The organism is Burkholderia sp. A2 (genome assembly GCF_001729305.1).
GTDB classification, from domain to species: domain Bacteria; phylum Pseudomonadota; class Gammaproteobacteria; order Burkholderiales; family Burkholderiaceae; genus Burkholderia; species Burkholderia sola.
In genome coordinates this window covers 1-25098 of sequence record NZ_LZXX01000085.1, presented here as the reverse complement: position 1 = coordinate 25098, position 25098 = coordinate 1, and the positions used below count along the sequence as shown (strand labels likewise).

At 67.6% G+C, this 25098-nt stretch carries 21 protein-coding genes and 3 tRNA genes; 13 read left to right on the top strand and 11 right to left on the bottom strand.

Annotated elements, in window-relative coordinates; all coding sequences use genetic code 11:
- The first annotated feature begins 282 nt into the window (after window positions 1-282).
- From A9Z05_RS09025 to pgi, 3 genes are all read left to right on the top strand, one after another.
- Complete coding sequence (locus tag A9Z05_RS09025; protein ID WP_069617780.1) at window positions 283-1584, top strand: FAD-dependent oxidoreductase; 1302 nt, start codon at window positions 283-285, stop codon at window positions 1582-1584.
- Between the two features lie 52 nt (window positions 1585-1636).
- Window positions 1637-3199 (top strand): NAD(P)H-hydrate dehydratase, encoded by a 1563-nt coding sequence (locus A9Z05_RS09020; RefSeq protein WP_069617779.1) that lies wholly within the window; start codon window positions 1637-1639, stop codon window positions 3197-3199.
- Window positions 3200-3310: 111 nt separating this feature from the next.
- Window positions 3311-4933 carry a glucose-6-phosphate isomerase gene (gene pgi / locus A9Z05_RS09015; protein WP_069617778.1) on the top strand — a complete coding sequence of 541 codons (1623 nt, stop codon included), beginning with the start codon at window positions 3311-3313 and terminating at the stop codon, window positions 4931-4933.
- A gap of 69 nt (window positions 4934-5002) precedes the next feature.
- On the opposite strand, the gene A9Z05_RS09010 is transcribed toward pgi, so the two are convergent.
- Window positions 5003-5716 carry an ABC transporter ATP-binding protein gene (locus tag A9Z05_RS09010; RefSeq protein ID WP_069617777.1) on the bottom strand — a complete coding sequence of 238 codons (714 nt, stop codon included), beginning with the start codon at window positions 5714-5716 and terminating at the stop codon, window positions 5003-5005.
- Here A9Z05_RS09010 and A9Z05_RS09005 point away from each other — a divergent pair.
- Complete coding sequence (locus tag A9Z05_RS09005) at window positions 5715-6383, top strand: arylesterase (protein WP_069617776.1); 669 nt, start codon at window positions 5715-5717, stop codon at window positions 6381-6383. The genes A9Z05_RS09010 and A9Z05_RS09005 overlap by 2 nt on opposite strands.
- 71 nt (window positions 6384-6454) lie before the next feature.
- Here A9Z05_RS09005 and A9Z05_RS09000 read toward each other — a convergent pair whose 3' ends face one another.
- The 7 genes from A9Z05_RS09000 to tig form a co-directional block, all read right to left on the bottom strand.
- Window positions 6455-8392: a SurA N-terminal domain-containing protein gene (locus tag A9Z05_RS09000; RefSeq protein WP_069617775.1), complete on the bottom strand. Its 1938-nt coding sequence runs from the start codon at window positions 8390-8392 to the stop codon at window positions 6455-6457.
- Window positions 8393-8784: 392 nt separating this feature from the next.
- A tRNA-Asp gene (locus A9Z05_RS08995) sits at window positions 8785-8861 on the bottom strand.
- A gap of 23 nt (window positions 8862-8884) precedes the next feature.
- A tRNA-Val gene (locus A9Z05_RS08990) sits at window positions 8885-8960 on the bottom strand.
- A gap of 206 nt (window positions 8961-9166) precedes the next feature.
- Complete coding sequence (gene lon / locus A9Z05_RS08985) at window positions 9167-11590, bottom strand: endopeptidase La (RefSeq protein WP_050013282.1); 2424 nt, start codon at window positions 11588-11590, stop codon at window positions 9167-9169.
- Window positions 11591-11787: 197 nt separating this feature from the next.
- Window positions 11788-13059 carry an ATP-dependent Clp protease ATP-binding subunit ClpX gene (clpX, locus tag A9Z05_RS08980; protein ID WP_006489345.1) on the bottom strand — a complete coding sequence of 424 codons (1272 nt, stop codon included), beginning with the start codon at window positions 13057-13059 and terminating at the stop codon, window positions 11788-11790.
- 164 nt (window positions 13060-13223) lie between these two features.
- Window positions 13224-13877: an ATP-dependent Clp endopeptidase proteolytic subunit ClpP gene (gene clpP, locus A9Z05_RS08975; RefSeq protein ID WP_006496351.1), complete on the bottom strand. Its 654-nt coding sequence runs from the start codon at window positions 13875-13877 to the stop codon at window positions 13224-13226.
- Window positions 13878-14017: 140 nt separating this feature from the next.
- The gene (gene tig / locus A9Z05_RS08970) at window positions 14018-15364 is read right to left on the bottom strand and encodes a trigger factor (RefSeq protein WP_069617774.1); all 1347 of its coding nucleotides are present in this window, start codon (window positions 15362-15364) and stop codon (window positions 14018-14020) included.
- A 392-nt stretch (window positions 15365-15756) separates the two neighbouring features.
- On the opposite strand from tig, the gene A9Z05_RS08965 reads away from it, so the two are divergent.
- Window positions 15757-16902, top strand: a complete 1146-nt coding sequence (locus A9Z05_RS08965) for a glycerate kinase (RefSeq protein ID WP_069617773.1) — start codon at window positions 15757-15759, stop codon at window positions 16900-16902.
- 62 nt (window positions 16903-16964) lie between these two features.
- Complete coding sequence (locus A9Z05_RS08960) at window positions 16965-17414, top strand: MarR family winged helix-turn-helix transcriptional regulator (RefSeq protein ID WP_069617772.1); 450 nt, start codon at window positions 16965-16967, stop codon at window positions 17412-17414.
- Between the two features lie 187 nt (window positions 17415-17601).
- On the opposite strand, the gene A9Z05_RS08955 is transcribed toward A9Z05_RS08960, so the two are convergent.
- Window positions 17602-18600, bottom strand: a complete 999-nt coding sequence (locus A9Z05_RS08955) for a 2-dehydropantoate 2-reductase (protein WP_069617771.1) — start codon at window positions 18598-18600, stop codon at window positions 17602-17604.
- Window positions 18601-18706: 106 nt separating this feature from the next.
- A complete protein-coding gene (locus A9Z05_RS08950; RefSeq protein WP_069617770.1) occupies window positions 18707-19858 on the bottom strand; it encodes a helix-turn-helix transcriptional regulator in 1152 nt (383 codons plus the stop codon).
- Between the two features lie 135 nt (window positions 19859-19993).
- Between A9Z05_RS08950 and A9Z05_RS37245 the strand changes: the two genes are divergently transcribed.
- The 6 genes from A9Z05_RS37245 to A9Z05_RS36845 all read left to right on the top strand — a co-directional run bounded on the left by A9Z05_RS37245 (window position 19994) and on the right by A9Z05_RS36845 (window position 24284).
- Complete coding sequence (locus A9Z05_RS37245; protein WP_256121925.1) at window positions 19994-20164, top strand: hypothetical protein; 171 nt, start codon at window positions 19994-19996, stop codon at window positions 20162-20164.
- Window positions 20161-21207 carry a porin gene (locus A9Z05_RS08940; protein ID WP_069617768.1) on the top strand — a complete coding sequence of 349 codons (1047 nt, stop codon included), beginning with the start codon at window positions 20161-20163 and terminating at the stop codon, window positions 21205-21207. Before A9Z05_RS37245 ends, A9Z05_RS08940 begins: the two co-directional genes overlap by 4 nt.
- 21 nt (window positions 21208-21228) lie before the next feature.
- Window positions 21229-22422, top strand: a complete 1194-nt coding sequence (locus tag A9Z05_RS08935; RefSeq protein ID WP_069617767.1) for an MFS transporter — start codon at window positions 21229-21231, stop codon at window positions 22420-22422.
- 14 nt (window positions 22423-22436) lie between these two features.
- A complete protein-coding gene (locus A9Z05_RS08930; protein ID WP_069617766.1) occupies window positions 22437-23546 on the top strand; it encodes a class II histone deacetylase in 1110 nt (369 codons plus the stop codon).
- Between the two features lie 109 nt (window positions 23547-23655).
- Window positions 23656-23886 carry a hypothetical protein gene (locus A9Z05_RS08925; RefSeq protein ID WP_006487995.1) on the top strand — a complete coding sequence of 77 codons (231 nt, stop codon included), beginning with the start codon at window positions 23656-23658 and terminating at the stop codon, window positions 23884-23886.
- Window positions 23887-24002: 116 nt separating this feature from the next.
- Window positions 24003-24284, top strand: a complete 282-nt coding sequence (locus A9Z05_RS36845) for a hypothetical protein (protein ID WP_069617765.1) — start codon at window positions 24003-24005, stop codon at window positions 24282-24284.
- A 164-nt stretch (window positions 24285-24448) separates the two neighbouring features.
- On the opposite strand, the gene A9Z05_RS08915 is transcribed toward A9Z05_RS36845, so the two are convergent.
- A tRNA-Leu gene (locus tag A9Z05_RS08915) sits at window positions 24449-24535 on the bottom strand.
- A 247-nt stretch (window positions 24536-24782) separates the two neighbouring features.
- On the opposite strand from A9Z05_RS08915, the gene A9Z05_RS08910 reads away from it, so the two are divergent.
- Window positions 24783-25098 (top strand): squalene/phytoene synthase family protein (locus A9Z05_RS08910; RefSeq protein ID WP_176730182.1); only part of this gene is annotated, 316 nt, incomplete at its 3' end.

The window sequence follows — 25098 nt, the reverse complement described above, 5'->3', positions numbered from 1 at the left end:
AGGAAGGCCGTAATTATACCCGGAAGTCGGCCGCCCAAGACCGGCCAATCGGTAGTCCGCCTGCACCGCCACGGCGACCGTGCGGGCGGCGCACCCGGCCGCACGCGAGGCCGGCCCCGCGCGGGCCCGCGGGGCGGCCGCCGTGGCGCGGCCGCACGGGCCCATGCTCGGCCGCCGCCGGCTCGCGCACTTTTGGCGCTATCATTCCGGGTTCACCGGGCCCGGGCCCTCAGCGAATTCTCACCGGGCGGCGTGCGCGCCGCCCGTCATCGAAGCAATCCAATGGATGTCATCGTCATCGGCGGCGGAATCAGCGGCGTCGCCACCGCCTACCAGCTGCGCGCGGCCGGCCATCGCGTGTGCGTGGTCGAACGCCACGCGACCGTCGCGCAAGGCGCGACCTATGGCGACGGCGGCGCCCTGCTGCCGAGCCCGCTCGACGTCTGGTTCGGCCCGACTTTCATGCACCAGCGTCAGGCGCGCGACAGCGGCATCGTCTACAAGCCGGGCTTCAACGGCGGCGTGCGCCGCTTCGTCAAGCAGCTCGGCACGCTGCGCGAGCCCGACGCATTTGCCGCGCAGTACGCGCGGCTGCGCCCGCTGATCGACGTGTCGCGCGACACGCTCGCCGATATCGAGGCGCGCCTCGAGCTCGAATTCGAGCAAAAGCCCGGCCTCCTGCACGTCGTGCGCGATCCGCGCGACTGGGACGCGCTGCAACCCGCGCTCGACCTGCTGCGCACGCTCGACCAGCCGTACCGCACGCTCACCGCCGACGAATGCGTGGCGCTCGAGCCTTCGGTGCCGGCCGAACCCGGCTTTGCCGGCGGCGTGCTGCTCGAAACCGAGCGCACCGGCAACTGCCCGCTGTTCGCGAAACTGGTCAAGCAGACGCTCGACGAGCACGGCGTGCAGTTCCGCTTCGGCGCGGACGTCGCCGCGATCCGCGTCGACAACGGCCGCGTCGCGGTCGAACTCGCGCCGCCCGGCAACCGGAGCGCGGCGCGCGCGCGCGAGGTCGACGTGATGTCCGCCGATGCGATCGTGGTCGCCGCCGGTGCCGGCAGCCTTGCGCTGCTCGAACGGCTCGGCTGGCGCCTGCCGCTGCACCCGGTGCGCATTCATACGCTCACCGCGCCGGTCGCGTACGAAGAACATGCGCCGCACCTGAGCGTCGTCGATTCGATCAAGCGGATCTCGATCACGCGCACCCACCAGCGGCTGCGCATCGGCGGAGCCGCCGTCCTGCAGAGCCTCGCCGATACCGCGAAGCCGCTCGCCGAGCCGCTGTCCGAGGCCGCGCTCGCGCTGCTCGGCCAGGCCGTCCACGACTGGGTGCCCGGCGCCGCGAAGATCTCGGCCGCGCTGTCGTGGCAAGGCATGCAACTGCTGTCGCCGGACGGCTTGCCAGTGGTGGGTCCGACCCCGCATCCGCGCGTGTTCGTCAATTTCGGCCATGGCCCGGCCGGCTGGGGCCTCGCGTGCGGGTCTGCTAAAGTGGTGACCGACTATCTGGGCGGCAACGCCCAGCACTGGCCCGCCGACACGCTCGCCGCGCTGAACGCCGGCCGCTTCACGACCTGACCGCCGCGGGCCGGCCCGTGGCGGCACCCTTGCCAGCCGCCACGATCCCGCGATGACCGTTACCCCCGTTACCCGCGTTACCCGCCCGCTCCCCGATTCCGATCCGATCGCGCTCTTGCGCGTCGCCGACCTGCGCGCGGCCGAAGCCGACGCCACCGCGGTGCTGCCGCCGCACACGCTGATGGGCCGTGCCGGCGCGGCCGCCGCGCGCTGGCTGTCCGAGCGCGTCGCCGGCGACGATCGCCCCGTCTGGTTCGCAGTCGGCCCCGGCAACAACGGCGGCGACGCGCTGGTGGCCGCCGCGCAACTCCAGCAGCTTGGCGTCGCGACGCAGGCGTGGATGCCGGTGCCGGTCAAGCCGGACGACGCGCAATGGGCGCTCGGTCTCGCACGCTCGGCCGGCGTGCCGCTGTCGGCCGCCCCGCCCGCGTCGCTGGAGGGCTACGCGTGGGTCGTCGACGGGCTGTTCGGCATCGGTCTCGGCCGCGCGCTCGACGGCGCGTTCGCCGAGCAGGCCGCGCGCATCGCCGCCCATGCCCGCGGCGGCGGCCGCGTGCTCGCGCTCGACGTGCCGAGCGGACTCGACAGCGATACGGGCCGGATCGTCGGCGCGGGCGCCGCCGTCGCGGCCACCCACACGCTCACCTTCATCGGCGCGAAGCCCGGCCTCTACACGGGCGACGGCCGCGATCTCGCCGGCGAGATCCACGTCGCGTCGCTCGACGTCGCGCCGCCCGCCGCACCGGCCATCGTGCTGAATGCGCCCGCGCGGTTCGCCGCGGCACTGCCCGCGCGCGCGTTCGCATCCCACAAGGGCACGTACGGCAGCCTCGCGGTGCTCGGCGGCGACACCGGCATGTGCGGCGCGCCGATCCTCGCCGCCCGCGCCGCGCTGTTCGCGGGCGCCGGCAAGGTGCACGTCGGCTTCCTTGGCGCGGGCGCGCCGCCGTACGATCCGCCCTTCCCCGAACTGATGCTGCACCCGGCCGACACCCTCGATCTCGGCACGATGACCGCGATCGCGGCCGGTTGCGGGCTCGGCACGCGCGAAGCCGCGGCGACGCTGGTGCGCGACGTGCTCGCGCACGACACGGCGACGCTGCTCGACGCCGACGCGCTGAACCTCGTCGCGACGCACGCGGACCTCGCGACCGCCATCGCCGCGCGCGGCGCACGCGGCAATCCGTGCGTGTTGACGCCGCATCCGCTCGAAGCCGCGCGCCTGCTCGGCGGCGACACGGCCTCGGTGCAGCGCGATCGCGTCGCGGCTGCACAAGCGCTCGCCGCACGCTACGCGGCCATCGTCGTGCTGAAGGGCTCGGGTACGGTGATTGCGGCGCCCGACGGCCGCGTGACGATCAACCCGACCGGCAACGCCGCACTCGCCACCGGCGGCACCGGCGACGTGCTCGGCGGCCTGATCGGCGCGCTGCTCGCGCAGCGAGTCGCGCCGTACGAAGCCGCGCTGGCCGGCGTCTACCTGCACGGCCTCGCGGCCGACACGCTGACCGCGAACGGCACCGGCCCGGCCGGGCTCACCGCGGGCGAACTCGCGCCGATGGTGCGCACGCTGGTCAATCGCCTTTTTTATCCGTCGCCGCGCGCCGACACGTAACGCCGCTATACTGACTGCCCCGCCGCACGGCGGGCCTTCTCGTCCGCCGGCCTTCCGATCACGATGAGCCGGCGCGGCATTCCTCCCGATTCACGCTTCACTCGAACCGCCATGACGCTGAAATCGCTCCCCGCCTGGACTGCCCTTCAATCCCACTTCGAACAGATCCGCCACGCGCGGCTGCGCGACTGGTTCGCGCCGGAAAACGACCGCGCGCCGACCCGCGCCGAACGCTTCACGATTCCGGGCGGCGGTCTCGCGGCCGATTTCTCGAAGAACCGCATCGACGACGAAACGCTACGCCTGCTCGTGCAGCTCGCGCGCGACGCCGGCGTCGAGGCACGCCGCGACGCGATGTTCGCGGGCGAGGTCGTCAACCCGACCGAAGGCCGCGCCGCGCTGCACACCGCGCTGCGCGCGACCGATCCGCAGGCTCCGTTCCACGCGCAGGTGAGCGCCGAGCGCGCGAAGATGGCGACGTTCGCGCGCGCCGTGCGCAGCGGCACATGGACGGGCTATACGGGCAAGCGCATCCGCCACGTGATCAACATCGGCATCGGCGGCTCGGATCTCGGCCCGAAGATGGTCGTGCATGCGCTGCACCACGTCGCGACGCCCGAGATCTCGACCCACTTCGTATCGAACGTCGACGGCGCCGATCTCGCGCGCGTGCTCGAACAGGTCGATCCCGAGGAAACGCTCGCGATCATCGTGTCGAAGACGTTTACGACGCTCGAGACGATGACGAACGCACGCTCGCTGCGCGACTGGTTCGTCGCGCGCGGCTGCCCCGAGGATGCGCTCGCGAAACACTTCGTCGGCGTGTCGGCGAATCCGGCCGAAGTCGTGAAGTTCGGCATCGCCGCGGACAACGTGTTCGAAATGTGGGACTGGGTCGGCGGCCGCTATTCGCTGTGGTCGGCGGTCGGCCTGTCGATCATGATCGCGGTCGGCCCCGAACAGTTCGACGAGCTGCTGGCCGGCGCGAACGACATGGACCGCCACTTCCGCGAAGCGCCGCTCGAGCGCAATCTGCCGGTGCTGCTCGGCCTGATCGGCATCTGGTACCGGAACTTCTTCGGCTCGCAGAGCTATCTCGTCGCGCCGTACTCGGAAGCGCTGCACTACCTGCCGTCGTACCTGCAGCAGCTCGAGATGGAGAGCAACGGCAAGTCCGCGCGCCTGGACGGCGCCTTCGTCGACTACCCGACGTCGGCCGTCACGTGGGGCGAACCGGGCACCAACGGCCAGCATGCGTTCTTCCAGATGCTGCACCAGGGGCCGACGATCGTGCCGATCGACTTCATCGCGGTGCTGACGCCCGAGCATCCGCTCGCGAGCCATCATCCGAAGCTGCTCGCGAACTGCTTCGCGCAGAGCGAGGCGCTGATGCTCGGCCGCACGCTCGACGAAGCGCTCAAGGTCGCCGGGCCGGGCAAGGAAGCGCTCGCGCCACACCTGACGTTCCCCGGCAACCGCCCGACCACGACGCTGCTCGTCGATGCGCTGACGCCGCGCACGCTCGGCGCGCTGATCGCGCTTTACGAGCACAAGGTGCTCGTGCAGGCGACGGTGTGGGACATCAATCCGTTCGACCAGTGGGGCGTCGAGCTCGGCAAGATTCTGGGCAAGGTCGTCGAAGCCGATCTGTCGGCCGATTCGGTCGATCCGGCGAAGCACGACTCGTCGACCACCGCGCTGATCGAGCGCGCTCGCGCGGCGCTCAAGCGTTGAAGCACTGACGCGGCGACGTCATGCCCGTGGTGCCGGCCGCGCGTTCCACCCCGCGGCCGGTACGAACATTCACGCGTTGCGCGAAGCCGCGCGCGGCGCGACGATGCGCCCGGCGTCGATGGTGACCGTCGTCGCGCAGCGGCGCGCGAGTTCGGCATCGTGCGTGACGAGCACGAGCGTCGCGCCGTGCGTGCGGTTCAGTTCGAACATCAGGTCGATGACCGCGTGGCCGGTGGCCGCGTCGAGGCTGCCGGTCGGCTCGTCGGCGAACAGGATCGCCGGGCGCGTGACGAACGCGCGTGCGAGTGCGACGCGCTGCTGTTCGCCGCCCGACAGCAGCTTCGGATAATGCGCGGTGCGTTCGCCGAGACCGACCTGCACGAGCAGCGCCCGGGCGCGGTCGGCCGCGTCGCGCGCACTGATGCCGCCCTGCAGTTCGAGCGGCAGCATCACGTTCTCGAGCGCCGTCAGGTGCGGCATCAACTGGAACGACTGGAACACGAAGCCGACCGCGCCGTTGCGCAATGCCGCGCGTTCGTCCTCGTCGAGCTGGTCGAGCGCGCGACCGAGCAGGCGAACCGTGCCGCTCGTCGCGCTGTCCAACCCTGCGAGCACGCCGAGCAGCGTCGATTTGCCCGACCCCGACGCGCCGACGATCGCGAGGCTGCTGCCCGGCGGCACGGCGAGCGTGATGCCGTCGAGGATCGTCAGCTCGCCCGTTGCATCGGCGACCCGCTTGCACACGTCATGGACTTCGATGATCGGATCGGTAATCTTGAACATGGACACGACATTTCGCTGGAAAAGACGCGCGGCGGCCGCCGCGCTGCTGGGCACCCTGCTGGCCGTCACCGTGCCCGCACGCGCCGCGACGGCGCCGGCATCGAGCCCGCCCGTGATCGTCGTGCTCGGCGACAGCCTGTCGGCCGAATACGGATTGCCGCGCGACACCGGCTGGGTGGCGTTGCTGCGGCAACGGCTCGCGACCGAGCGAATCGATTATAGCGTCGCGAACGCCAGCGTCAGCGGCGACACCACGAGCGGCGGCCGCGCGCGGCTGCCCGCGGTGCTGCAGCGGCTCAAGCCGTCGATCGTCGTCGTCGAACTCGGTTCGAACGATGCGCTGCGCGGCGTGCCGCTCGCGACGACCGAACAGAACCTGCGCGACATCATCGCCGGCGCGCGACGTGCGCAGGCAAAGGTCGTGCTGGTCGGCATGTACGTGCCGCCCAATTACGGCCCCGACTACACACAGAAGTTCCATGCCGTCTATACGCGGCTGTCGAAGGATCTCGGCGTGCCGCTCGTGCCGTTCCTGCTGGCCGGCATCGAGAACAAGCCTGACATGTTCCAGGCCGATCAGATGCATCCCGCGCAGCAGGCCCAGGGCATCCTGCTCGACAATGTATGGCCGGCGCTGAAGCCGCTGCTCGGCAAGCCGCACGGCTGAGCGCAGCGCACCGGAAAACAAAAAGCCCCGCTTCGAGCGGGGCTTTTCGATGGTTGCGGGCGAAACGGTGCTCAGTTGTCGCCGTCCTGCTGCTGGCTGGCCGTCGTGCTGCCGTACAGCTTCACCTTCGAACGGTCGCGCAGCGCGGCGAGGTAGGCTTCGCCTTCGCTTTGCGCGTCGACCTGCGCCATCTGCTGCTGCGCGGCCGCCAGTTGCTGCGGATCGACCGCCGAACCGGGGATCACCGCGTTCACGCGGTAGATCGCATAGCCGTCCGCGCCGAGGTCGACACCGACGTAAGCCGGCAGCGTCTTCGCATCGACCTTGTAGACGGCGCTCAGCGCGGCCGGCGTCAGGCCCTGCGACTGCGTGCGCGACACTTTCTGCGCGGCCGTAAAGCCGTCGGCCGACTTCGACTTCTGCAATTCGGCCAGCTTCGCCGCGCCGTCCTTCTTCGCGAGTTCCGCGGCCTGCTCGGCGATGACCTTCTGGCGCACGACATCCTTGATCGCGTCGAGCGCGGGCACCGCAGCCGGCTTGTGCTCGGTCACGCGCGCCGAAATCAGCGTGTTGTTGCCGACGTCGATCGCCTGCGTGTTGTTCTGGTTCTTCACCGAGTCGTTCGCGAACACGGCGGCCAGGAACTTCGGATTGTTCAACGGGCTCGTCGGCGGCAGCTGCGGATTCGGCGTCGGCGTGACGGTGGCCGTCTGGATCGTCAGCTTGTACTTGTCCGCGGCCGGCTGCAGCGTCTTCGCCTTTTCGTAGACGGTCGACGTGAAGCCTTCCGCATTGTCCGAGAACGCCTTCGCCGCGTACTGCTGCTTCAGGTCGATCGCGATCTGGTCTTTCACTTCCGCGAACGGCTTGACGACGGCAGGCTTCACTTCGGTCGCCTTCAGGATGTGGAAACCGAGATCCGACTGCACGATACCGCTCACGTCGCCCTGCTTGAGCGAGAACGCGGCGTCGTCGAACGCCTTGCCGCCCGCGGTCGAGCCGCGCGTGATGAAGCCGAGGTCGCCGCCCTTCGCCGCCGACGGCGCGTCCTGCGAGCTCTTCTGCGCGATCTGCGCGAATTGATCGGGATGCGCTTTCACGTCGGCGAGCAGTTGCTCGGCCTTCGCCTTCGCGGCCGCCTTGTCGGCCGCGCTGGCGCTGCCCGGCGCGGCGATGAAGATGTGGCTCACGCGCACCTGTGCTTCGGTACGGAAATGCGTCGGGTTGTCGTCGTAGAACTTCTTGATGTCCGCTTCGGTCGGCTGCGCGCTCGCGGCCGCCGCGGCCGGCGAATAGACGAGGTACTGGATCGTCGCGGTTTCGGGCGTCGCGAAGCTCTGCTTGTGCGCGTCGTAGTACGCGGTGAGCTGCGCGTCGGTCGGCTGGACCTTCGCTGCGAAGTCGCTCGTCTTCAGCACGAGCGCCTGCACTTCACGCTGCTGCGCGGCGAGTTCGGACAGGCGTTGCGCGAGGCTCTTCGGCGTGAACGCGCTCGACACGATGCTGGCCGGAATCTGCTGCAGCGCGAGGCTGTAACGCACGCGCTCCTGGTACTGCTCGGGCGTCATCCCCTGGAACGACAGCAATTGCGCATAGCGTTCGACGTCGATTGTGCCGTCGGGTTTCTTCAGCGACGCGATCATCGGATCGCTCATCAGCGCATCGCGCACGGCGTTGTCGGACGCGGTCAGGTGCAGACGTTGCGTCTCGTCGGCCAGCACGCGTTGCTGGATCAGGCCGTCGAGCACCTGCTTGCGATGCTCGGGCGTGTCGAACATCTTGATGTCGAACTGCCCACCGAGCGCCTGGCGCGCCTGGTCGATCTGTTGGCGGAACGCGCCGTCGAATTCGACCCGCGTGATCTTGTGCCCGTTGACCGCCGCAACGTTCGCACTGTCGTCGAAGAAGCCGCGGAAGCCTTGGATCCCGACGAAACCCAGCCCCGGCAACACGATCAGGAGCAGGAGCGCCATCATCAGGCGCTGGTGATTACGGAAGAAATCGAGCATGCGTGACGGGAAAATTGGACAAAACGACCGATATTACAACATACGGGGTGGGACGGGAAAAAAGCAGGCAAATGCTGTGCGCGAATGGAACCGGAATCCGGAAGCCGCGCGGCGGCTTCGTCCATTCTGCGGTCACGCGCCCGCAAGCGGGCGCAACGAACGATGCAAATAAGAAAGCCCGCACAAGGCGGGCTTTCTTATTTTTTGGCGGAGCGGACGGGACTCGCCTACATCCTGCAGGCCGCGGTTACGCGTGCACGCGCAACCCTTCGAGTCCCGCCGGAAGCCGCGCAGGCGGCTTCCTCCACTCCGCAGTCACGCGCCCGCAAGCGGGCACAACGACCGAACGCACAAACAACAATGCCCGCACTAGGCGGGCATTGTTGTTTGTTTGGCGGAGCGGACGGGACTCGAACCCGCGACCCCCGGCGTGACAGGCCGGTATTCTAACCGACTGAACTACCGCTCCTTGGTCTGGCTGAATCGGGAAACTGGTGGGTGCTGAGGGGTTCGAACCCCCGACCTACGCCTTGTAAGGGCGCCGCTCTACCAGCTGAGCTAAGCACCCGTTTCCGATTCGTTCTAACTGCGATCTGCGTTTCCGCATCAACAATCAGCGAGCCCGCAAGTTTAATTCATCCCCGATCATTTTGCCAAGCCTGCACGCGAATTTTTTTACCGCGCGCGCTCGCACGATTCCGATGCGCATAAAAAACCCGCGGACACTGCCGCGGGTTTCGTGAACGACCGTCAGCAACGACGGTGTTCAGGGCCTCAGTGCTTGACGACTTCCGTCGAGCCGGCATCCTTCGCCGCCTCGCCGACCGGCGCCGCAGCCTTCGCCTCTTCTTCCGGCGGCAGCGGCGTTGGCGAACGCTCGAGCGCGAGCTCCAGCACCTTGTCGATCCAGCGGACCGGCACGATTTCGATCGCGTTCTTCACGTTGTCCGGAATGTCCGCGAGATCCTTCACGTTCTCTTCCGGGATCAGCACGAGCTTGATGCCGCCGCGATGCGCCGCCAGCAACTTTTCCTTCAGCCCGCCGATCGGCAGCACTTCGCCACGCAACGTGATCTCGCCCGTCATCGCGACGTCGGCCCGCACGGGAATACCCGTCAGCACCGACACCAGCGCGGTCGTCATCGCACCGCCGGCGGACGGACCGTCCTTCGGCGTCGCGCCTTCCGGCACGTGGATGTGGATGTCCTGCTTCTCGAACGCTTCGTCCTTGATACCGAGACGACGCGAACGCGAGCGCACGACCGAACGCGCAGCCTCGACCGACTCCTTCATCACGTCGCCGAGCGAGCCCGTACGAATCACGTTGCCCTTGCCCGGCATCACCGCGGCTTCGATCGTCAGCAGGTCGCCACCGACTTCCGTCCACGCGAGGCCCGTCACCTGACCGACCTGGTTTTCCTTCGCCGCGAGGCCGAAGTCGTACTTGCGCACGCCGAGGAACGTGTCGAGATTCTCGCCATCGACCTTGATCGCGCCCGACGCCTTCTTCAGCAGCAGCATCTTCACGACCTTGCGGCAGATCTTCGACACTTCGCGCTCGAGCGAACGCACACCGGCTTCGCGCGTGTAGTAGCGGATGATGTCACGAATCGCCTGCTCGGTGACCTCGATCTCGCCTTCCTTCAGCCCGTTGTTCTTCTTCTGCTTCGGCAGCAGGTAACGCTGGGCGATACTGACCTTCTCGTCTTCCGTGTAGCCCGACAGGCGGATCACTTCCATCCGGTCGAGCAGCGGCGGCGGAATGTTCAGCGAGTTCGACGTCGCGACGAACATCACGTCCGACAGATCGAAGTCGACTTCGATGTAGTGGTCGGCGAACGTGTGATTCTGTTCGGGATCGAGCACCTCGAGCAGCGCCGACGACGGATCGCCGCGGAAATCCATGCCCATCTTGTCGACTTCGTCGAGCAGGAAGAGCGGATTACGCACGCCGACCTTCGCGAGGCTTTGCAGGATCTTGCCCGGCATCGAACCGATGTACGTGCGGCGGTGGCCGCGGATCTCGGCTTCGTCACGCACGCCGCCGAGCGCCATCCGGACGAACTTGCGGTTCGTCGCACGCGCGATCGACTGGCCGAGCGACGTCTTGCCGACGCCCGGAGGCCCGACGAGGCACAGGATCGGCGCCTTGACCTTGTCCACGCGCTGTTGCACCGCGAGATACTCGAGGATCCGTTCCTTGACCTTCTCGAGGCCGAAGTGATCCTCGTCGAGCACCTGCTCGGCGTTCGACAGGTCGTTGTTGACCTTGCTCTTCTTGCGCCACGGCAGGCCGATCAGCGTGTCGATGTAGTTGCGCACGACGGTCGCTTCCGCCGACATCGGCGACATCAGCTTCAGCTTCTTCAGCTCGGCGTCGGCCTTCTTCTTGGCTTCCTTCGGCATGCGCGCGGCGTTGATGCGCTTCTCGAGCTCCTCGAGATCCGCGCCTTCCTCGCCCTCGCCCAGTTCCTTCTGGATCGCCTTGACCTGTTCGTTCAGGTAGTACTCGCGCTGGCTCTTTTCCATCTGGCGCTTCACGCGCCCGCGGATGCGCTTTTCGACCTGCAGGATGTCGATCTCGGCTTCGAGCTGCGCGAGCAGGTGCTCGAGGCGCTCGATCACCGGGAACATCTCGAGGATGTGCTGCTTCTGGTCGAGCTTCAGCGGCAGGCGCTCGGCGATCATGTCCGCGAGGCGACCGGCTTCATCGATGCCCGACAGCGACGTGAGAATCTCCGGCGGGATCTTCTTGTTCAGCTTCACGTACTGGTCGAACTGCGACACGATCGCGCGACGCAGCGCTTCCGTCTCGGCGCTGTCGGCGTGATCCGGCTCGAGCGGCATCACTTCGCAGGAGAACTGCGTCTCCTGTTCCTCGATGGACAACGCCTTCGCGCGCTGCAGGCCCTCGACGAGCACCTTCACGGTGCCGTCCGGCAGCTTCAGCATCTGCAGAATGTTGGCGATACAACCGACCTCGTACATGTCCTTTTCGGTCGGTTCGTCCTTGGCCGCGGTTTTCTGGGCGACGAGCATGATGTGCTTGCCGCCTTCCATCGCTGCTTCGAGGGCCTTGATCGATTTCGGCCGGCCCACGAAGAGCGGAATGACCATGTGCGGGAAAACGACGACGTCCCGCAGCGGCAGCAGCGGGAGCGTGATGCGTTCCGGCGGGAGAAGTTGGGTGCCTGACATTTCATTTCCCCATGAGTGGAATCAATTGTTCGGTAATTGAGGCCGCCACAACGAATTGCAAGCCTTCAAGTGCGGGAAATATTCGGTAAGAAAGTAACCACCGCGTGTCGAGTCAGAGTTACCCACAAGATAAACGAAAAAAAGCCGCCCACGGACTCATGAACGGCCTTTTTCGCTGAACATCGTCGGCAAGCCGGTCAGTTCGAACCCGCCACCTTCGGCGTGTCCTCGTAGATCAGCAAGGGCTTGCCGTCCCCATCGATGACATTCTCGTCGATGATGACCTTGCTGACCCCTTTCATCGTCGGCAGCTCGTACATCACGTCGAGCAATGCCTGTTCGATGATCGAACGCAAACCGCGCGCGCCGGTCTTGCGGCGGATCGCCTTGCGGGCGACTGCCTGCAACGCGCCCGGCCGGATTTCCAGTTCGACGCGCTCCATCGCGAACAGCTTGTGATACTGCTTGACGAGCGCATTCTTCGGCTCGACCAGGATCTTCATCAGCGCGGCTTCGTCGAGCTTGCCGAGCGTCGCGACCACCGGCAGGCGGCCGATCAATTCGGGGATCAGACCGAATTTGATCAGGTCTTCCGGTTCCGTCTCGCGCAGCACTTCGCCCGCATCGCGTTCCTGCTTGCTCTTGACCGTCGCGCCGAAGCCGATGCCGGTTTTCTCGGTACGATCGGTGATCACCTTTTCGAGACCGTCGAACGCGCCGCCGCAGATGAACAGGATGTTGGTCGTGTCGACCTGGATGAAATCCTGGTTCGGGTGCTTGCGGCCGCCCTGCGGCGGCACCGACGCCATCGTGCCCTCGACGAGCTTCAGCAGCGCCTGCTGGACGCCCTCGCCCGACACGTCGCGCGTGATCGACGGGTTGTCCGACTTGCGGCTGATCTTGTCGATTTCGTCGATGTAGACGATCCCGCGCTGAGCCTTGTCGACTTCGTAGTTGCAGTTCTGCAACAGCTTCTGGATGATGTTCTCGACGTCCTCGCCGACGTAGCCGGCTTCGGTCAGCGTCGTCGCGTCGGCGATCACGAACGGCACGTTGAGCAACCGTGCGAGCGTCTGCGCGAGCAGCGTCTTGCCGGAGCCCGTCGGGCCGATCAGCAGGATGTTGCTCTTCGACAGCTCGACGTCGTCCTTCTTGTCGAGATGCTTCAGGCGCTTGTAGTGGTTGTACACGGCCACCGCGAGGATTTTCTTCGCGCGCTCCTGGCCGATCACGTACTGATCGAGGATGTCGCGAATTTCCTGCGGGCTCGGCAGATCCGACCGGGACAGGCTGGCCTCGACGCCGGCGGCAGCCGCCTCGTCGCGAATGATTTCGTTGCAGAGGTCGATACATTCATCGCAGATGAACACCGACGGGCCCGCGATGAGTTTTTTCACCTCATGCTGGCTTTTCCCGCAAAACGAGCAATACAACAGCTTCTCGCTGTTCGAACCTTTTTTGTCCGCCATGAATGTAGAGCCTCCGGACAGGTAAATGACATGATACGCCGATTGCTCCGGACGCCGCGCCTAGGGCGCGACCGGAGCCGGCTGGATGCGCTTGCCGCAGATGCTCAGGGCACTCGGGACGTTTGAGGGCGCCGGCCCGAATCGGGGCGGCACCCCGTTTAAGCTCACGGGCGCTTCAACAGCACCTGATCGATCAGCCCGTACGCCTTCGCGTCCTCGCTCGACATGAAGTTATCACGGTCGGTGTCGCGCGCGATGCGTTCGACGTCCTGGCCCGTATGCTGCGCGAGCAGGTTGTTCAACCGCTCCTTCAGGTAGAGGATCTCGCGTGCCTGGATCTCGATGTCGGATGCCTGGCCGCGCGCACCGCCAAGCGGCTGGTGAATCATCACGCGCGAATTCGGCAGCGCGAAGCGCTTGCCCTTCGCACCCGACGCGAGCAGGAACGCGCCCATGCTGGCCGCGAGGCCCATGCAGAGGGTCGACACGTCCGGCTTGATGAACTGCATCGTGTCGTAGATCGCCATCCCGGCCGACACCGAGCCGCCCGGGCTGTTGATGTAGAGGCTGATGTCCTTGTCGGGATTCTCGCTCTCGAGGAACAGCAATTGCGCGACCACGAGGTTGGCGGTCTGGTCGTTCACTTCGCCGACCATGAACACCAGGCGCTCCTTCAGGAGACGCGAATAGATATCGTACGAACGCTCGCCGCGGCCGCTCGTTTCGACGACGATCGGCACCAGCCCCAGCGCTTGCGCCTCGAAACCCTGCGGCGCGTTCGAAGCAAGCATGTCCAGCAATTCAGCGCGAGTGATCATTCAATGAACCTTGTTCGAATGGAAAATTGAACGGAAGGAAGCCGCCCGCCCAATCGCCATATTAATGGCAACCGTGCGCTTGACGTAAAAACGGCGTGCGGGCCGTCGCTCCGACAGCCGGCACGCCGCTAGAGCAACACTTACGCTTGCGCCGATGCGCTCGCGAGTGCCTCGAAGCTCACTTCCTTGTCCGTCACCTTTGCCTTGCCCAGCACGAAATCGACGACGTTGCTTTCAACGACGAACGCTTCCATCTCGGCGAGGCGCTGCTGGTTGGAATAATACCAGCGGACCACTTCCTTCGGGTCTTCGTAGCTCTTCGCGAACTCGTCGACTTCCGCGCGGATCTGTTCCGGCTTCGCCTCGAGGCCGTTCGCCTTCACGAGTTCGGCCAGCACGAGGCCCAGCTTCACGCGACGCTCGGCCTGCTCGGCGAACATTTCGGCCGGGATCGGCGCGTCCTTCGCGTTCGGCACGCCGCGCTGCGCCAGATCCTGGCGAGCCATTTCGACGAGACGTTGCTGGTCCTGCTCGATCAGCGCCTTCGGCACGTCGAGTTCGGAAATCTTCAGCAGCGCGTCCATCACCTGGTTCTTGACGATCGACTGCGTGCGACGCTTCGCTTCACGCTCGAGGTTTTCCTTGATCTCGGCGCGCATCTTCGTGAGGTCGCCGTCTTCGATACCGAGCGACTTCGCGAATTCCGCGTCGATTTCCGGCAGGTGCGGCCATTCGATCTTCTTCATCGTGACCGTGAACTGCGCCGTTTTGCCGGCAACGTCCTTGCCGTGGTAATCGTCCGGGAACTTGAGGTCGAACGTACGCTGTTCGCCGACCTTCAGGCCGAGCGCCGCCGTTTCGAATTCCGGCAGCATGCGGCCTTCGCCGAGCACGAACGGGAAATCTTCGGCCGTGCCGCCCTGGAACGCGACGTCGTCGATCTTGCCGACGAAGTCGACCGTCACGCGGTCGCCGTTCTTCGCTGCGGTGTCCGCGCCGCCGTCGCCGTGCTCGCCGGCTTCGCCACGTGCGTGGAAGTGCACGCGCTGCTTGCGCAGGATGTCCAGCGTGCGGTCGATTTCGGCGTCGCCGATCGACGTGGTCGAGCGCTCGACTTCAGCCGTCGCCAGATCGCCGATCTTCACTTCCGGGTAAACCTCGAACGTCGCGTCGAACGCATATGCATCCTCGGCCTGTTCCTGCTTCGGCTCGAAGCTCGGCTGGCCGGCGACGCGCAGGTTTTCCGCGCGGCTGATCGTGAAGAATTCCTGGCCGATCTTGTCGCTCAGCACTTCCGCCTCGACCTGACCCGCGTACTGTTGCGCGACCATCTTCAGCGGCACCTTGCCCGGGCGGAAACCCGGCATGCGAACGTTCTTCGCGAGTTTCTGGATGCGGGCGTCGATTTCCTTCTGCACGGTGTCTTTCGGCAAAGAAATCGTCACACGGCGTTCAAGCTTGCCGAGGTTCTCAACAACGTTAGCCATGGCTTCAATCGTCCTAAAATTATTCGAGCGAATCGGGTTTTCCTTGCCGTGCCTGCCTGCAGCATGCGGTGCGTCGCACTCGCATGCCACGCCGGAGCGCCACGCCATCCCTGCACGCGCCGGATGGCTAGCGCAAGCGGCTCGGAGCACGGCTTTGGCCGGAAGAATCGACTATTCTAGCAAACAATTTTCCTCATACCGCCAGATCGGTGCGACACGCATGCGTCCCGCGCCGTCGACGGCCCGTTGCACGGCCCATGCACGCGGATCGCCGCTATGCCGAACGGCGTATCCACCCGCGGCCCGCCATCCTGTAAGCTCCAATAGCGTGTGCGCCACCCTCGTGGCCCGACCATTCATTCTTCACACCAATCACGCCTTCCGGAGACACCATGCCGCAACACCCGTCCGCGCCTGTCGTCGTCATCGCGCCCGATTCGTTCAAAGGCTCGCTTTCCGCCGAGCAGGTCGCGGACGCGATCGCCGTCGGCATCCGCCGCGCCCGGCCCGACGCCGTGGTGCGCTGCTGCCCGATGGCCGACGGCGGCGAAGGCACGCTCGACGCGATGCTGGCGGGCGGCGGCACGCGGCGCACGCTGCAGGTGGCCGGCGCGTCGCTGGCGGCGCGCGATGCGGCGGTCGGCGTGATCGATGCGCGCACCGCGATCGTCGAGACGGCCGAGATCGTCGGCATCACGGACCCGGTCGGCATGAGCGTGCCGGTCGACGCGCGCAGCACGCGCGGGATGGGCGAGGCAATCCGCACGCTGCTCGACGACGGCGTGCGCCGCTTCTTCGTCGCGCTCGGCGGCAGCAGCACCAACGACGCGGGCGCCGGGCTGCTCGCGGGCCTCGGCCTGCAGTGCTTCGACGCCGCCGGCCAGCCGGTCGAGCCGGTGCCGTCGCGGCTCGCCGACATCGCGCGCATCGACGCATCGGGGCTCGATCCGCGCCTGAAGGAAACGGAATTCGTCGGCATGTCCGACGTCGACAACCCGCTGACGGGCGCGCATGGCGCGACCGCCGTGTTCGGTCCGCAAAAGGGCGTGACAGCCGCCCAGGTCGCGACCCTCGACGCGGCCCTCGCCCGCTTCGCCGACCTGCTCGAAGCCGAACTCGACCGCCGCGGCCGCGATCTGCCGGGTGCGGGCGCCGCGGGCGGCCTCGGTTTCGCGCTGCATATGCTCGGCGCACGCTTCGAGCCCGGCGCGGAAGTGGTCGCGCGCCAGGTGGGGCTCGACGCCGCACTGGCCGGCGCCGACTGGCTGATCACCGGCGAAGGCCGCTCCGACGTGCAGACGCTGCACGGCAAGGCGCCGTTCATCGCGTGCCGGCATGCGCGGGCCGCCGGCGTGAGCGCGTCGCTGCTGTCCGGCGCGGTCGACCCGGCCGCGCTGCCGCGCCTGTCCGAGCATTTCTCCGGCTGCTTTTCGCCGGCTCCGGGGCCGATCACGCTCGACGTCGCGATCCGTGACGCGGCCAACCTGCTCGCGAACGAAGCGGAACAGTTGACACGCCTGAAGTACGGTGCACACTGACCGTTGACCCGAGCGCGCGATACAGGAACAATCGGGCCCGCCCTTTTTCTTCAGGATTCGACATGAAAGGCCGTCAAGCCGGGCTCGATCAGTTTCTGACCTATCGCCTCCATGCGCTCACGAAGCGCTCCGACCGCGGGATCGGCGAGGTGTACCGGCACAAGCTCGACATCTCGCTGCCCGAGGCGCGCGTGATCGCCGCCGTCGGCGCGTTCGGCCCGTTCTCGATCATGGATCTCGCGCGCCACACCAATCTCGACAAGAGCCAGGCGAGCCGGGCGGCCGAAGCGCTGCTGCGCCAGGGGCTGCTCGAGCGCAGCGCGAGCGACGAAGATGGCCGGATCGTGCTGATCGCGCTGACCCCGGACGGTCGCGCGCTGCATCGCAAGATCATGCCGATCGTGCGCAAATGGAACGACGGCTTGCTCGCATGCCTGTCCGACAGCGAACGTCAGACGTTCGAGCGGCTGCTCGACAAGGTCGTCACGCACGCGACCGAACGCGACGACTGAGCCGCGAGGCGGGCGGCCTCGCCGGATCGGCGAGCGCTGTCGGCAGGTTTGATCCGACGAATCGGACGGGCCGCCCGGGTCGCGCCACGCGCGATCCGGGCGGCCCGTTTTGCATCATGCGGCGGCATCGCACGAAACGCACGTGGTCGCGTTCCCGGCAGCCGCGAATTCAGCCGCCCCGTGCGCACTACAACCCGCTGTTCGTCGCGCGCTGGCGCAACAACCCGAGCACCGCGTCGCAGTACGGGGTCGGCACGCCAAGCTTGCGGCCGAGCTCCGGAAACACGCCAAGGATCGGCCCGATCTCCAGCGAGCGCCCCGCCTCGAAATCCTGCAGCATCGACGTCTTGAACGCGCCGAGCTTGCGCGTGACCGCGATCCGCTCGGGGCCGCTCATCCCGGTGGACAGGCCAAGCCTCGCGCCGATCGCGGCCGCCTCCTCCATCATCCGCAGCGCGAGATCCTGCGTGAACGGATCGTCGAGCAATTGCTCGGCCGTCGACCCGGTCAGCGCGCTCAGCGGATTCATGTTCATGTTGCCCCACAGCTTCGCCCAGATCTCGGTCCGGATGGCACGCGTCGACTCGACGTCGAAACCGCCAGCCGCGAGCGCCGCGGCGAACCGCGCGGTGGCCATGTCGAGCCGCGGATCGGGCGTGCCGACGATCAGCCGGTTGCCGCGCCCGCGACGCACGACACCCGGGGCGTCGGTACTCGACGACAGGTGCACGACGCAGCCGATCGCCTGCGCGGGCGGCAACGCTGCCGACACCGCACCGGCCGGATCGACCGCATCGAGCGGCACGCCGTCGATCGCCCCTTCGAGCCCGTGCGTGAACCACCAGGGCAGCCCGTTCATCGCCGCGACGATCACGGTGTCCGGCCCGACCAGCGGCGCAATGCGCGCGGCCAGCGCCGGCAGCGCCTGTGCCTTCAGCGCGATCACCACGTAGTCCTGCACGCCGAGCGCCGCCGCGTCGTCGCTGGCGCGCACCGGCACCGACGAGGTTGCGCCCGTCTCGTCGATCACGCGCACGCCGTGCGTATTCAGCGCATCGAGCGTCGCGCCGCGTGCGTACGCGCTCACGGTCATGCCGGCTCTCGACAACGCGGCCGCGAGCAATCCGCCGATCGCGCCGACGCCGACCACCGCCGTGCGCGCCGACCCCAAATTCGTGTCGTTCATGATGGCATTCCGCCTCCTGGGAGCTGACGAGCATAACGCTGAATGGTTGCGTGCACAACCATTCAGCCCGCGTAGAGCCCCTCCGCGCGGCACACGTTCGTACGCGTCAGCGCGGCAGGCCGCCGGCCTCCACCGCTTCGTCGTCGGTCGCACCGCCGGTCGCGCCGAGCATGCCGGCGATCTGGCTCTTGTCGTGCATGCCGAGCTTGCGGTACGCGCAGCGCAGGTAGTGGCGCACGGTCGTCGGCGAGATCGCCATCTGCTGCGCGACTTCCTTGTGCGAACGCCCGGCGCCGTAAAAACGGATCGCCGCGAGTTCGCGCGGGCTCAGCCGGTCGAGCAGCGAGCGCGGCCGCGCGTCGATCTGGAACAGCCCCGCGACGGGCACGCACTGGATGCGCAGCGCGTCGCCGACGAACGGCCGGCCCGACTGGCGCCGCAGGTGCGCGACGAGCGGCTCCGGCACGCGCGCGCCGGCCCAGGCCGGCCATTCGGTGCGCAGCACGTCGTCGAACCCGTGATCGGCATGGTGCAGCACCCCGAAGTTGTCGCACAGCGCACGCGCCGCCGGCGCGACCGTGTCGGCGCGCTCGCGTTCGCGCGTGAGCTGCGCGGCCCGATTGATCGTCAACGCGGCCGCGAGATGCGGAATGACCTCCTCGAAACGACACGCGTCGTCGTCGCTGAACGGCCGGTTCAGGCCCTGACGGTAGATCGACACGAACGTCGTCAGGCCGAAGCGGCGGTCGAGCGTACACACGAACATCAGTTGCGCGAGCCCGTACTTCACGCACCAGTCGCGAAACCGCGCATCGAGCCCCGGCTCGACGACCGACAGCCGCACCGCGCGACCGTGCGCGCCGCGCAACGTGCGGTGCGCAAGCGGATCGCAATCGCGCACGCGCTTCCAGTCGATGAAGAACGCGTGCGGCAACCGGTACAAAAAACTGTTGTGCATCACCGGACCGGTCGGCAGATGGGTCGCAACGCCCGTCCACGCGGCATCGAACGGCATGAGCGCCTGCAGTAGCGAAAAGAACCGGTATTCGAATTCGCCGATGGCGGACTGCGCGGCCACCGCGTACAGGTCGAGCAGCATCAGCCCGAGTGCACGCTGCGCTGCGTCGCCGCGCGTGACGCCGTCGAAATCGGCGCGACGTGCCGGCCGCGGCGGCCACGCGAACTCGTCGAGCACGATGGCGGCCGGCACGTCGCGCAGTGCGTCGAGATCCTGCCCGATATCCGTCGTGATCCTCACTTTCCGCTCCCCTGCCCGCTCGGGCTGCTGATGTGCGCAACGACACCGGCCGATTATAGCGAGCGGCTTTTTTGGCGGGCCACGGCGCCGGAACGCTCGCCTGCCCCATCCATTTGAACGGTGCGCCGCCCGTTTGTGCTGCGCAGCACGGCGCGCGGCGGCATCGCGCGGCCTTCGCGCCGCGCGCCGCGGGTTTTCCGCACCGTTCATCTGGACGACTGTTCGACGGTTTTCCCGCTGCGGACACTGCGTCGCGACCACACCAACGACAAACCGATGCAGGACGGTATGGAGAACCCGACGTGACGACACCCCGCTTCATCCGCACGGCCGCGGCCGCCGCGACGCTGGCCGCATGCGGCGCCGCCGCGCATGCGCAGTCCACCCTCACGCTGTACGGCGCGCTCGACGCCGGCGTGCAATACCTGACGCACGCCGACGGGCATCGTTCGGCCCTGCGGTTGCAGAACTACGGCATCCTGCCTTCGCAGGTCGGGATCAAGGGCCACGAGGATCTCGGCGGCGGCTGGCGCGCGCTGTTCAAGCTCGAACAGGGCCTCAACCTCAACGACGGCACCGCGACCGTGCCCGGCTACGCGTTCTTCCGCGGCGCATACGTGGGCATCGCGGGGCCGGTCGGCACCGTCACGCTCGGCCGCCAGTTCAGCGTGCTGTTCGACAAGACGCTGTTCTACGACCCGCTCTGGTATGCGTCGTACAGCGGCCAGGGCGTACTCGTGCCGATGAGCGCGAATTTCATCGATCACTCGGTCAAATACCAGTCGCCGACCTTCGCCGGCTTCGACGTCGAGGCGCTCGCCGCGACGTCGGGCGTCGCCGGCAATACGCGCGCCGGACGCGTGCTCGAGCTCGGCGGCCAGTACACGAGCAACGGCCTGTCGGTGAGCGCGGTGCTGCACCAGGCGCACGGCGACGTATCGGCGGCGGCCGACGCGTCCGCGCGGCGTCGCGAACTCGGCACGCTCGCCACGCGTTATGCGTTCGCGACGCTGCCGCTCACCGTGTATGCGGGCGTCGAGCGCCTGACCGGCGACCTCGACGCGGCCCGCACGATCGTCTGGGGCGGTGCGCGCTACCTGACGTCGAACGGGATCGGCCTGAATGCGGGCATCTACCACACCGATTCGCGCATGCCGGCGATCGGCCATCCAACGCTGTTCATCGCGAGCACGACGTACGCGCTGTCCAAACGCACCGTCGCGTACGTGAACCTCGGCTATGCGCGCAACAGCGGCCAGAGCTCGCAGACCGTCTACGAATACGACCCGACGCCGCTCGCCGGCGCGTCGCAGTTCGGCGCGATGGTCGGCATGTACCACCTGTTCTGATTCCCCCAACGAGATCCCGCCATGAAAACCCTGTCCCCGGATGCCGCCCTTTCGCCCGACGGTCGCGCATCGACATTCGCACGCTCGACGCTCGTCGCGCTCGTCGTGTTCGCGGCCGTCACGCCGCTGCTGCTCCTCGTGGCGCCCGCCGTCGCCGGTCAGCTGGCGACGCAGCTCGGCTTGTCCGCATCGCAGATCGGTACGTACTTTTTCATCGAACTCGGCGCGTTCAGCCTCGCGACCGTGCCGTCCTACCTGTGGCTCGGTCGGGTCGATGCGCGCCGCGTCGCCGCGTTCGCCATCGCGCTGTTCGGCGCAGGCAACCTGCTGACCGCGCTATGGATGCCGGGCTTCGCCGCGCTGCTCGCGCTGCGCGCCGTCACGGCGCTTGGTGGCGGCTCGCTGATGGTGCTCTGCATGACGAGCGCGGCGACGAGCAAAAACAGCGACCGCGTGTACGGCCTGTGGGTCGTCGGCCAGCTGATCGCGGGCGCGATCGGCCTGTTCGTGCTGCCGCACGTGTTCGCCGCATTCGGGCTGCGCGCGCTGTACGTCGCGCTCGCCGCGCTCGCGCTGCTCGCGGCGCCGCTGTCGCGCGGCTTTCCGTCGTCGCTCGGCACGCGGACGGCATCCGCGCGCGGCGACGCGCCGCACATGCCGCGACGCTTCGTCGTGCTCGCCATCGGCGCGGTGCTGACGTTCTATCTCGCGATCGGCAGCGTGTGGACGTTCGCGAGCCGCGCGGCCGCCGAGGCCGGGCTGGATCCGCAGTCGACCGGCAACGTGCTCGCGATCGCGAGCGTGATGGGGATCGCCGGCGCGGCGCTCGCGTCGTGCGCGGGCGGCCGGCTCGCGCGGCGCGCGATGCTGGCGGCCGGCTACGCGCTGCTCGCGGCGTCGCTCGTCGCGCTCGCCGCGATGCGTGACACCGCCGGCTACAGCGCGGCGATCTTCACGTTCAAGTTCGCGTGGACCTTCGTGCTGCCGTTCATCCTCGCGACCGTCGCGCAGATCGACGCATCGGGCCGCCTCGTCGCAACGCTCAATTTCGTGATCGGCGCGGGCCTCGCCGCCGGTCCGCTGCTGGCCGGCCTGATGCTCGACGCCGGCGGCACGATGCGCGTGCTGTTCGCGGCCGCGACGGCCGTCGCGATCGTGTCGTTCACCGCGCTGCGCCACATCGATCGCCGTTCTTCCGTTTCCTCCCAACCGTGACAGGTCACGCATCCATGAATCGCACTGCCTTCTTCACCGACGAACGCACTTTCTGGCATACCGGCGGCACGCACGCGCTGTTCTTCCCGGTCGGCGGCTGGGTCCAGCCGCCGTCGAGCGCGGGCTACGCGGAATCGCCCGATTCGAAGCGCCGCTTCCTGTCGCTCGTGCAGGCGTCGGGCCTGGCCGCACAGCTCGACCTGCGCGGCGCCGAGCCCGCGACGACCGCCGACCTGCTGCGCATCCATCCGGCGCATTACCTCGACGCGTTCCGCGCGCTGAGCGACGCGAACGGCGGCGATCTCGGCGATCTCGCGCCGTTCGGCAAGGGCAGCTACGAGATCGCCGCGCTGTCGGCCGGTCTCGCGATCGCGGCGGTCGAGGCGGTCGTCGGCGAGCGCGCGGCGAATGCGTTCGCGCTGTCGCGGCCGCCCGGCCATCACTGCCTGCGCGACCGCCCGATGGGCTTCTGCATGCTCGCGAACATCCCGATCGCGATCGAGGCCGCGCGCGCGAAGCACGGCATCGAGCGCGTCGCGGTGATCGACTGGGACGTGCATCACGGCAACGGCACGCAGTCGATCTACTACGACGATCCCGATACGCTGACGATCTCGCTGCACCAGGACCGCTGCTTCCCGCCCGGCTACAGCGGCGCGGACGATCGCGGCGAAGGCGCGGGCATCGGCGCGAACCTGAACGTGCCACTGCTCGCGGGCAGCGGCGACGATGCGTATCGCTATGCGTTCGAGCGGATCGTGCTGCCGGCGCTCGCGCGTTTTCGCCCCGAGCTGATCGTCATCGCGAGCGGCCTCGATGCGAGCGCGGTCGATCCGCTCGCGCGCATGCAGCTGCATACCGACAGCTACCGGTTCATGACCCGCGCGGTGAAGGACGCCGCGCAGCGCCATTGCGGCGGGCGGCTCGTGATCGTTCACGAAGGCGGCTATTCGGAGGCGTACGTACCGTTCTGCGGGCTCGCGATCGTCGAGGAACTGGCCGGCATTCGCACCGAGGTCGCCGATCCGATGCTCGATCTCGCGATCGCGCAGCAGCCGGGCGAGCGGTTCGTCGCGTTCCAGCGCGCCCTGCTCGACGAACTGGCCGCGTCTTTCGGGTTGTAACGCGCGAACGGACGTGACGGGGCCGGCTGGCGCCGGCCCTTGCGCGATCGGTGCGGATGGGGTTTCCTGTGTCTTTACCCCTGTTCCGGCACGAGGCCGCACTCTTCCGATGAAATCGTCCCCGCGCGACAACAACGACAACGCCAAAACGCGCCGCCAGCCGTCGAAGCTGGCCCTGAACATCGCCGCCGTGACGGTTGGCCTCATCACGTTCGCGATCGGTGCGGCGTGGGTGATCTATAGCTGGGTCGTCGACCGGGAAGCGCAGTATTTCGCGATTCCGCTGGTGTTCTCGGTGCCGGTGATCGTGGCCGTCGCGATCCGCAGCTTCTGGGAATAGGTCCGGCGGAAACGGCGAAGCGTCGCGGTCGGGCGACGTGCGGCGCTTGATTGGCGACCGACGCAGCGCTCACCTACGAGCCATTTGCAGGCCGGCATGCGTTCACGGATTGTTGCATGCTGCCCCTCGATACCACACTGAGTGCAGACACAGCCAGCACCGTACCAACCGATTTCAGCACGGACTCCGCGGAAGGAGGCTCACCGCCCACGATCCGCCACCCCGCAGAAGTCGAAGTGGAAACAGGGCAGTCCAGCGGCTTCCTGACGGTCGCCTCGGGTCTTGCGCTCCACGCCACGTTGTCGGCAGGCGTGGCCGCGACCGCCGGCATGGCCAGCATCAGCGCGAGAACGCCGATCGACGTACGTACGGTGTTGGTCATCGACGGCCCCCGTTGAACAGCCAGCGTGTGGAAACATCACGCCATGTTACCGGTCGCCGATTTACCGTGCCTGCGCGAATGGCATCATCCCGGCTGAGGGCCATCAACAAAAAAGCGCTGCGGTCAGCCGACCGGCAGCGCTTTTTCGCGAACGGCCCGTGACGGGGCGCGTTCGACTTCTGGTGCGTGAGGCCGGACTCGAACCGGCACACCCTTGCGGGCGTCAGGACCTAAACCTGGTGCGTCTACCAATTTCGCCACTCACGCGCATTTCCGTCGCCTGATCGCGGGGGGACGCAAGATGCGTGCTCCACGCGCCCGGAGCTTGCCCGGGACTTCACGCCGGCCCGAAAACCGACATGCCCGATCAGGCGAGCGCGAGATTCTACCCGATCCGTTCGGCGTTGTCTCGCCCCGTCGGCGCCCGTCGTGCCGCGGTGCTAGAATGCCGCGCTCGACGTTTCGGCAGCGCGCCGCCGCGCGTCCCCCGAACCCGCCCCACCCGATTTCGCCCGTGAACTTCGACGACTACTGTCAGCAAAAGGCCGCCCCCGCCGGCCCCAGCGTCTACTACGCGCTGCGCCAGGCGCCGCTCGCCACGCAACCGCGCCTGACCGCGCTGTTCGCGCTGCGCCGCGAACTCGAGGAAACCGTCAAGGAAACCAGCGATCCGACCGTCGGGCACACGAAGCTCGCGTGGTGGCACAAGGAACTCGCGGCACTCGTCGACGGGCAGCCGTCGCACCCGGTCACGAAGGCGCTCGCGCAGCATCACCCGGCGATCGCCGCCGAGGCCGATGCATTGCGCACGCTCGTCAACGGTTACGGGA

Bases quoted from the DNA above. Each gene is read 5' to 3' on its own strand.
- A9Z05_RS09025 (WP_069617780.1), top strand. From the start codon at position 283: ATGGATGTCATCGTCATCGGCGGCGGAATCAGCGGCGTCGCCACCGCC.
- A9Z05_RS09020 (WP_069617779.1), top strand. From the start codon at position 1,637: ATGACCGTTACCCCCGTTACCCGCGTTACCCGCCCGCTCCCCGATTCC.
- pgi (WP_069617778.1), top strand. From the start codon at position 3,311: ATGACGCTGAAATCGCTCCCCGCCTGGACTGCCCTTCAATCCCACTTC.
- A9Z05_RS09005 (WP_069617776.1), top strand. From the start codon at position 5,715: ATGGACACGACATTTCGCTGGAAAAGACGCGCGGCGGCCGCCGCGCTG.
- A9Z05_RS09010 (WP_069617777.1), bottom strand. From the start codon at position 5,716: ATGTTCAAGATTACCGATCCGATCATCGAAGTCCATGACGTGTGCAAG.
- A9Z05_RS09000 (WP_069617775.1), bottom strand. From the start codon at position 8,392: ATGCTCGATTTCTTCCGTAATCACCAGCGCCTGATGATGGCGCTCCTG.
- lon (WP_050013282.1), bottom strand. From the start codon at position 11,590: ATGTCAGGCACCCAACTTCTCCCGCCGGAACGCATCACGCTCCCGCTG.
- clpX (WP_006489345.1), bottom strand. From the start codon at position 13,059: ATGGCGGACAAAAAAGGTTCGAACAGCGAGAAGCTGTTGTATTGCTCG.
- clpP (WP_006496351.1), bottom strand. From the start codon at position 13,877: ATGATCACTCGCGCTGAATTGCTGGACATGCTTGCTTCGAACGCGCCG.
- tig (WP_069617774.1), bottom strand. From the start codon at position 15,364: ATGGCTAACGTTGTTGAGAACCTCGGCAAGCTTGAACGCCGTGTGACG.
- A9Z05_RS08965 (WP_069617773.1), top strand. From the start codon at position 15,757: ATGCCGCAACACCCGTCCGCGCCTGTCGTCGTCATCGCGCCCGATTCG.
- A9Z05_RS08960 (WP_069617772.1), top strand. From the start codon at position 16,965: ATGAAAGGCCGTCAAGCCGGGCTCGATCAGTTTCTGACCTATCGCCTC.
- A9Z05_RS08955 (WP_069617771.1), bottom strand. From the start codon at position 18,600: ATGAACGACACGAATTTGGGGTCGGCGCGCACGGCGGTGGTCGGCGTC.
- A9Z05_RS08935 (WP_069617767.1), top strand. From the start codon at position 21,229: ATGAAAACCCTGTCCCCGGATGCCGCCCTTTCGCCCGACGGTCGCGCA.
- A9Z05_RS08930 (WP_069617766.1), top strand. From the start codon at position 22,437: ATGAATCGCACTGCCTTCTTCACCGACGAACGCACTTTCTGGCATACC.
- A9Z05_RS08925 (WP_006487995.1), top strand. From the start codon at position 23,656: ATGAAATCGTCCCCGCGCGACAACAACGACAACGCCAAAACGCGCCGC.
- A9Z05_RS36845 (WP_069617765.1), top strand. From the start codon at position 24,003: ATGCTGCCCCTCGATACCACACTGAGTGCAGACACAGCCAGCACCGTA.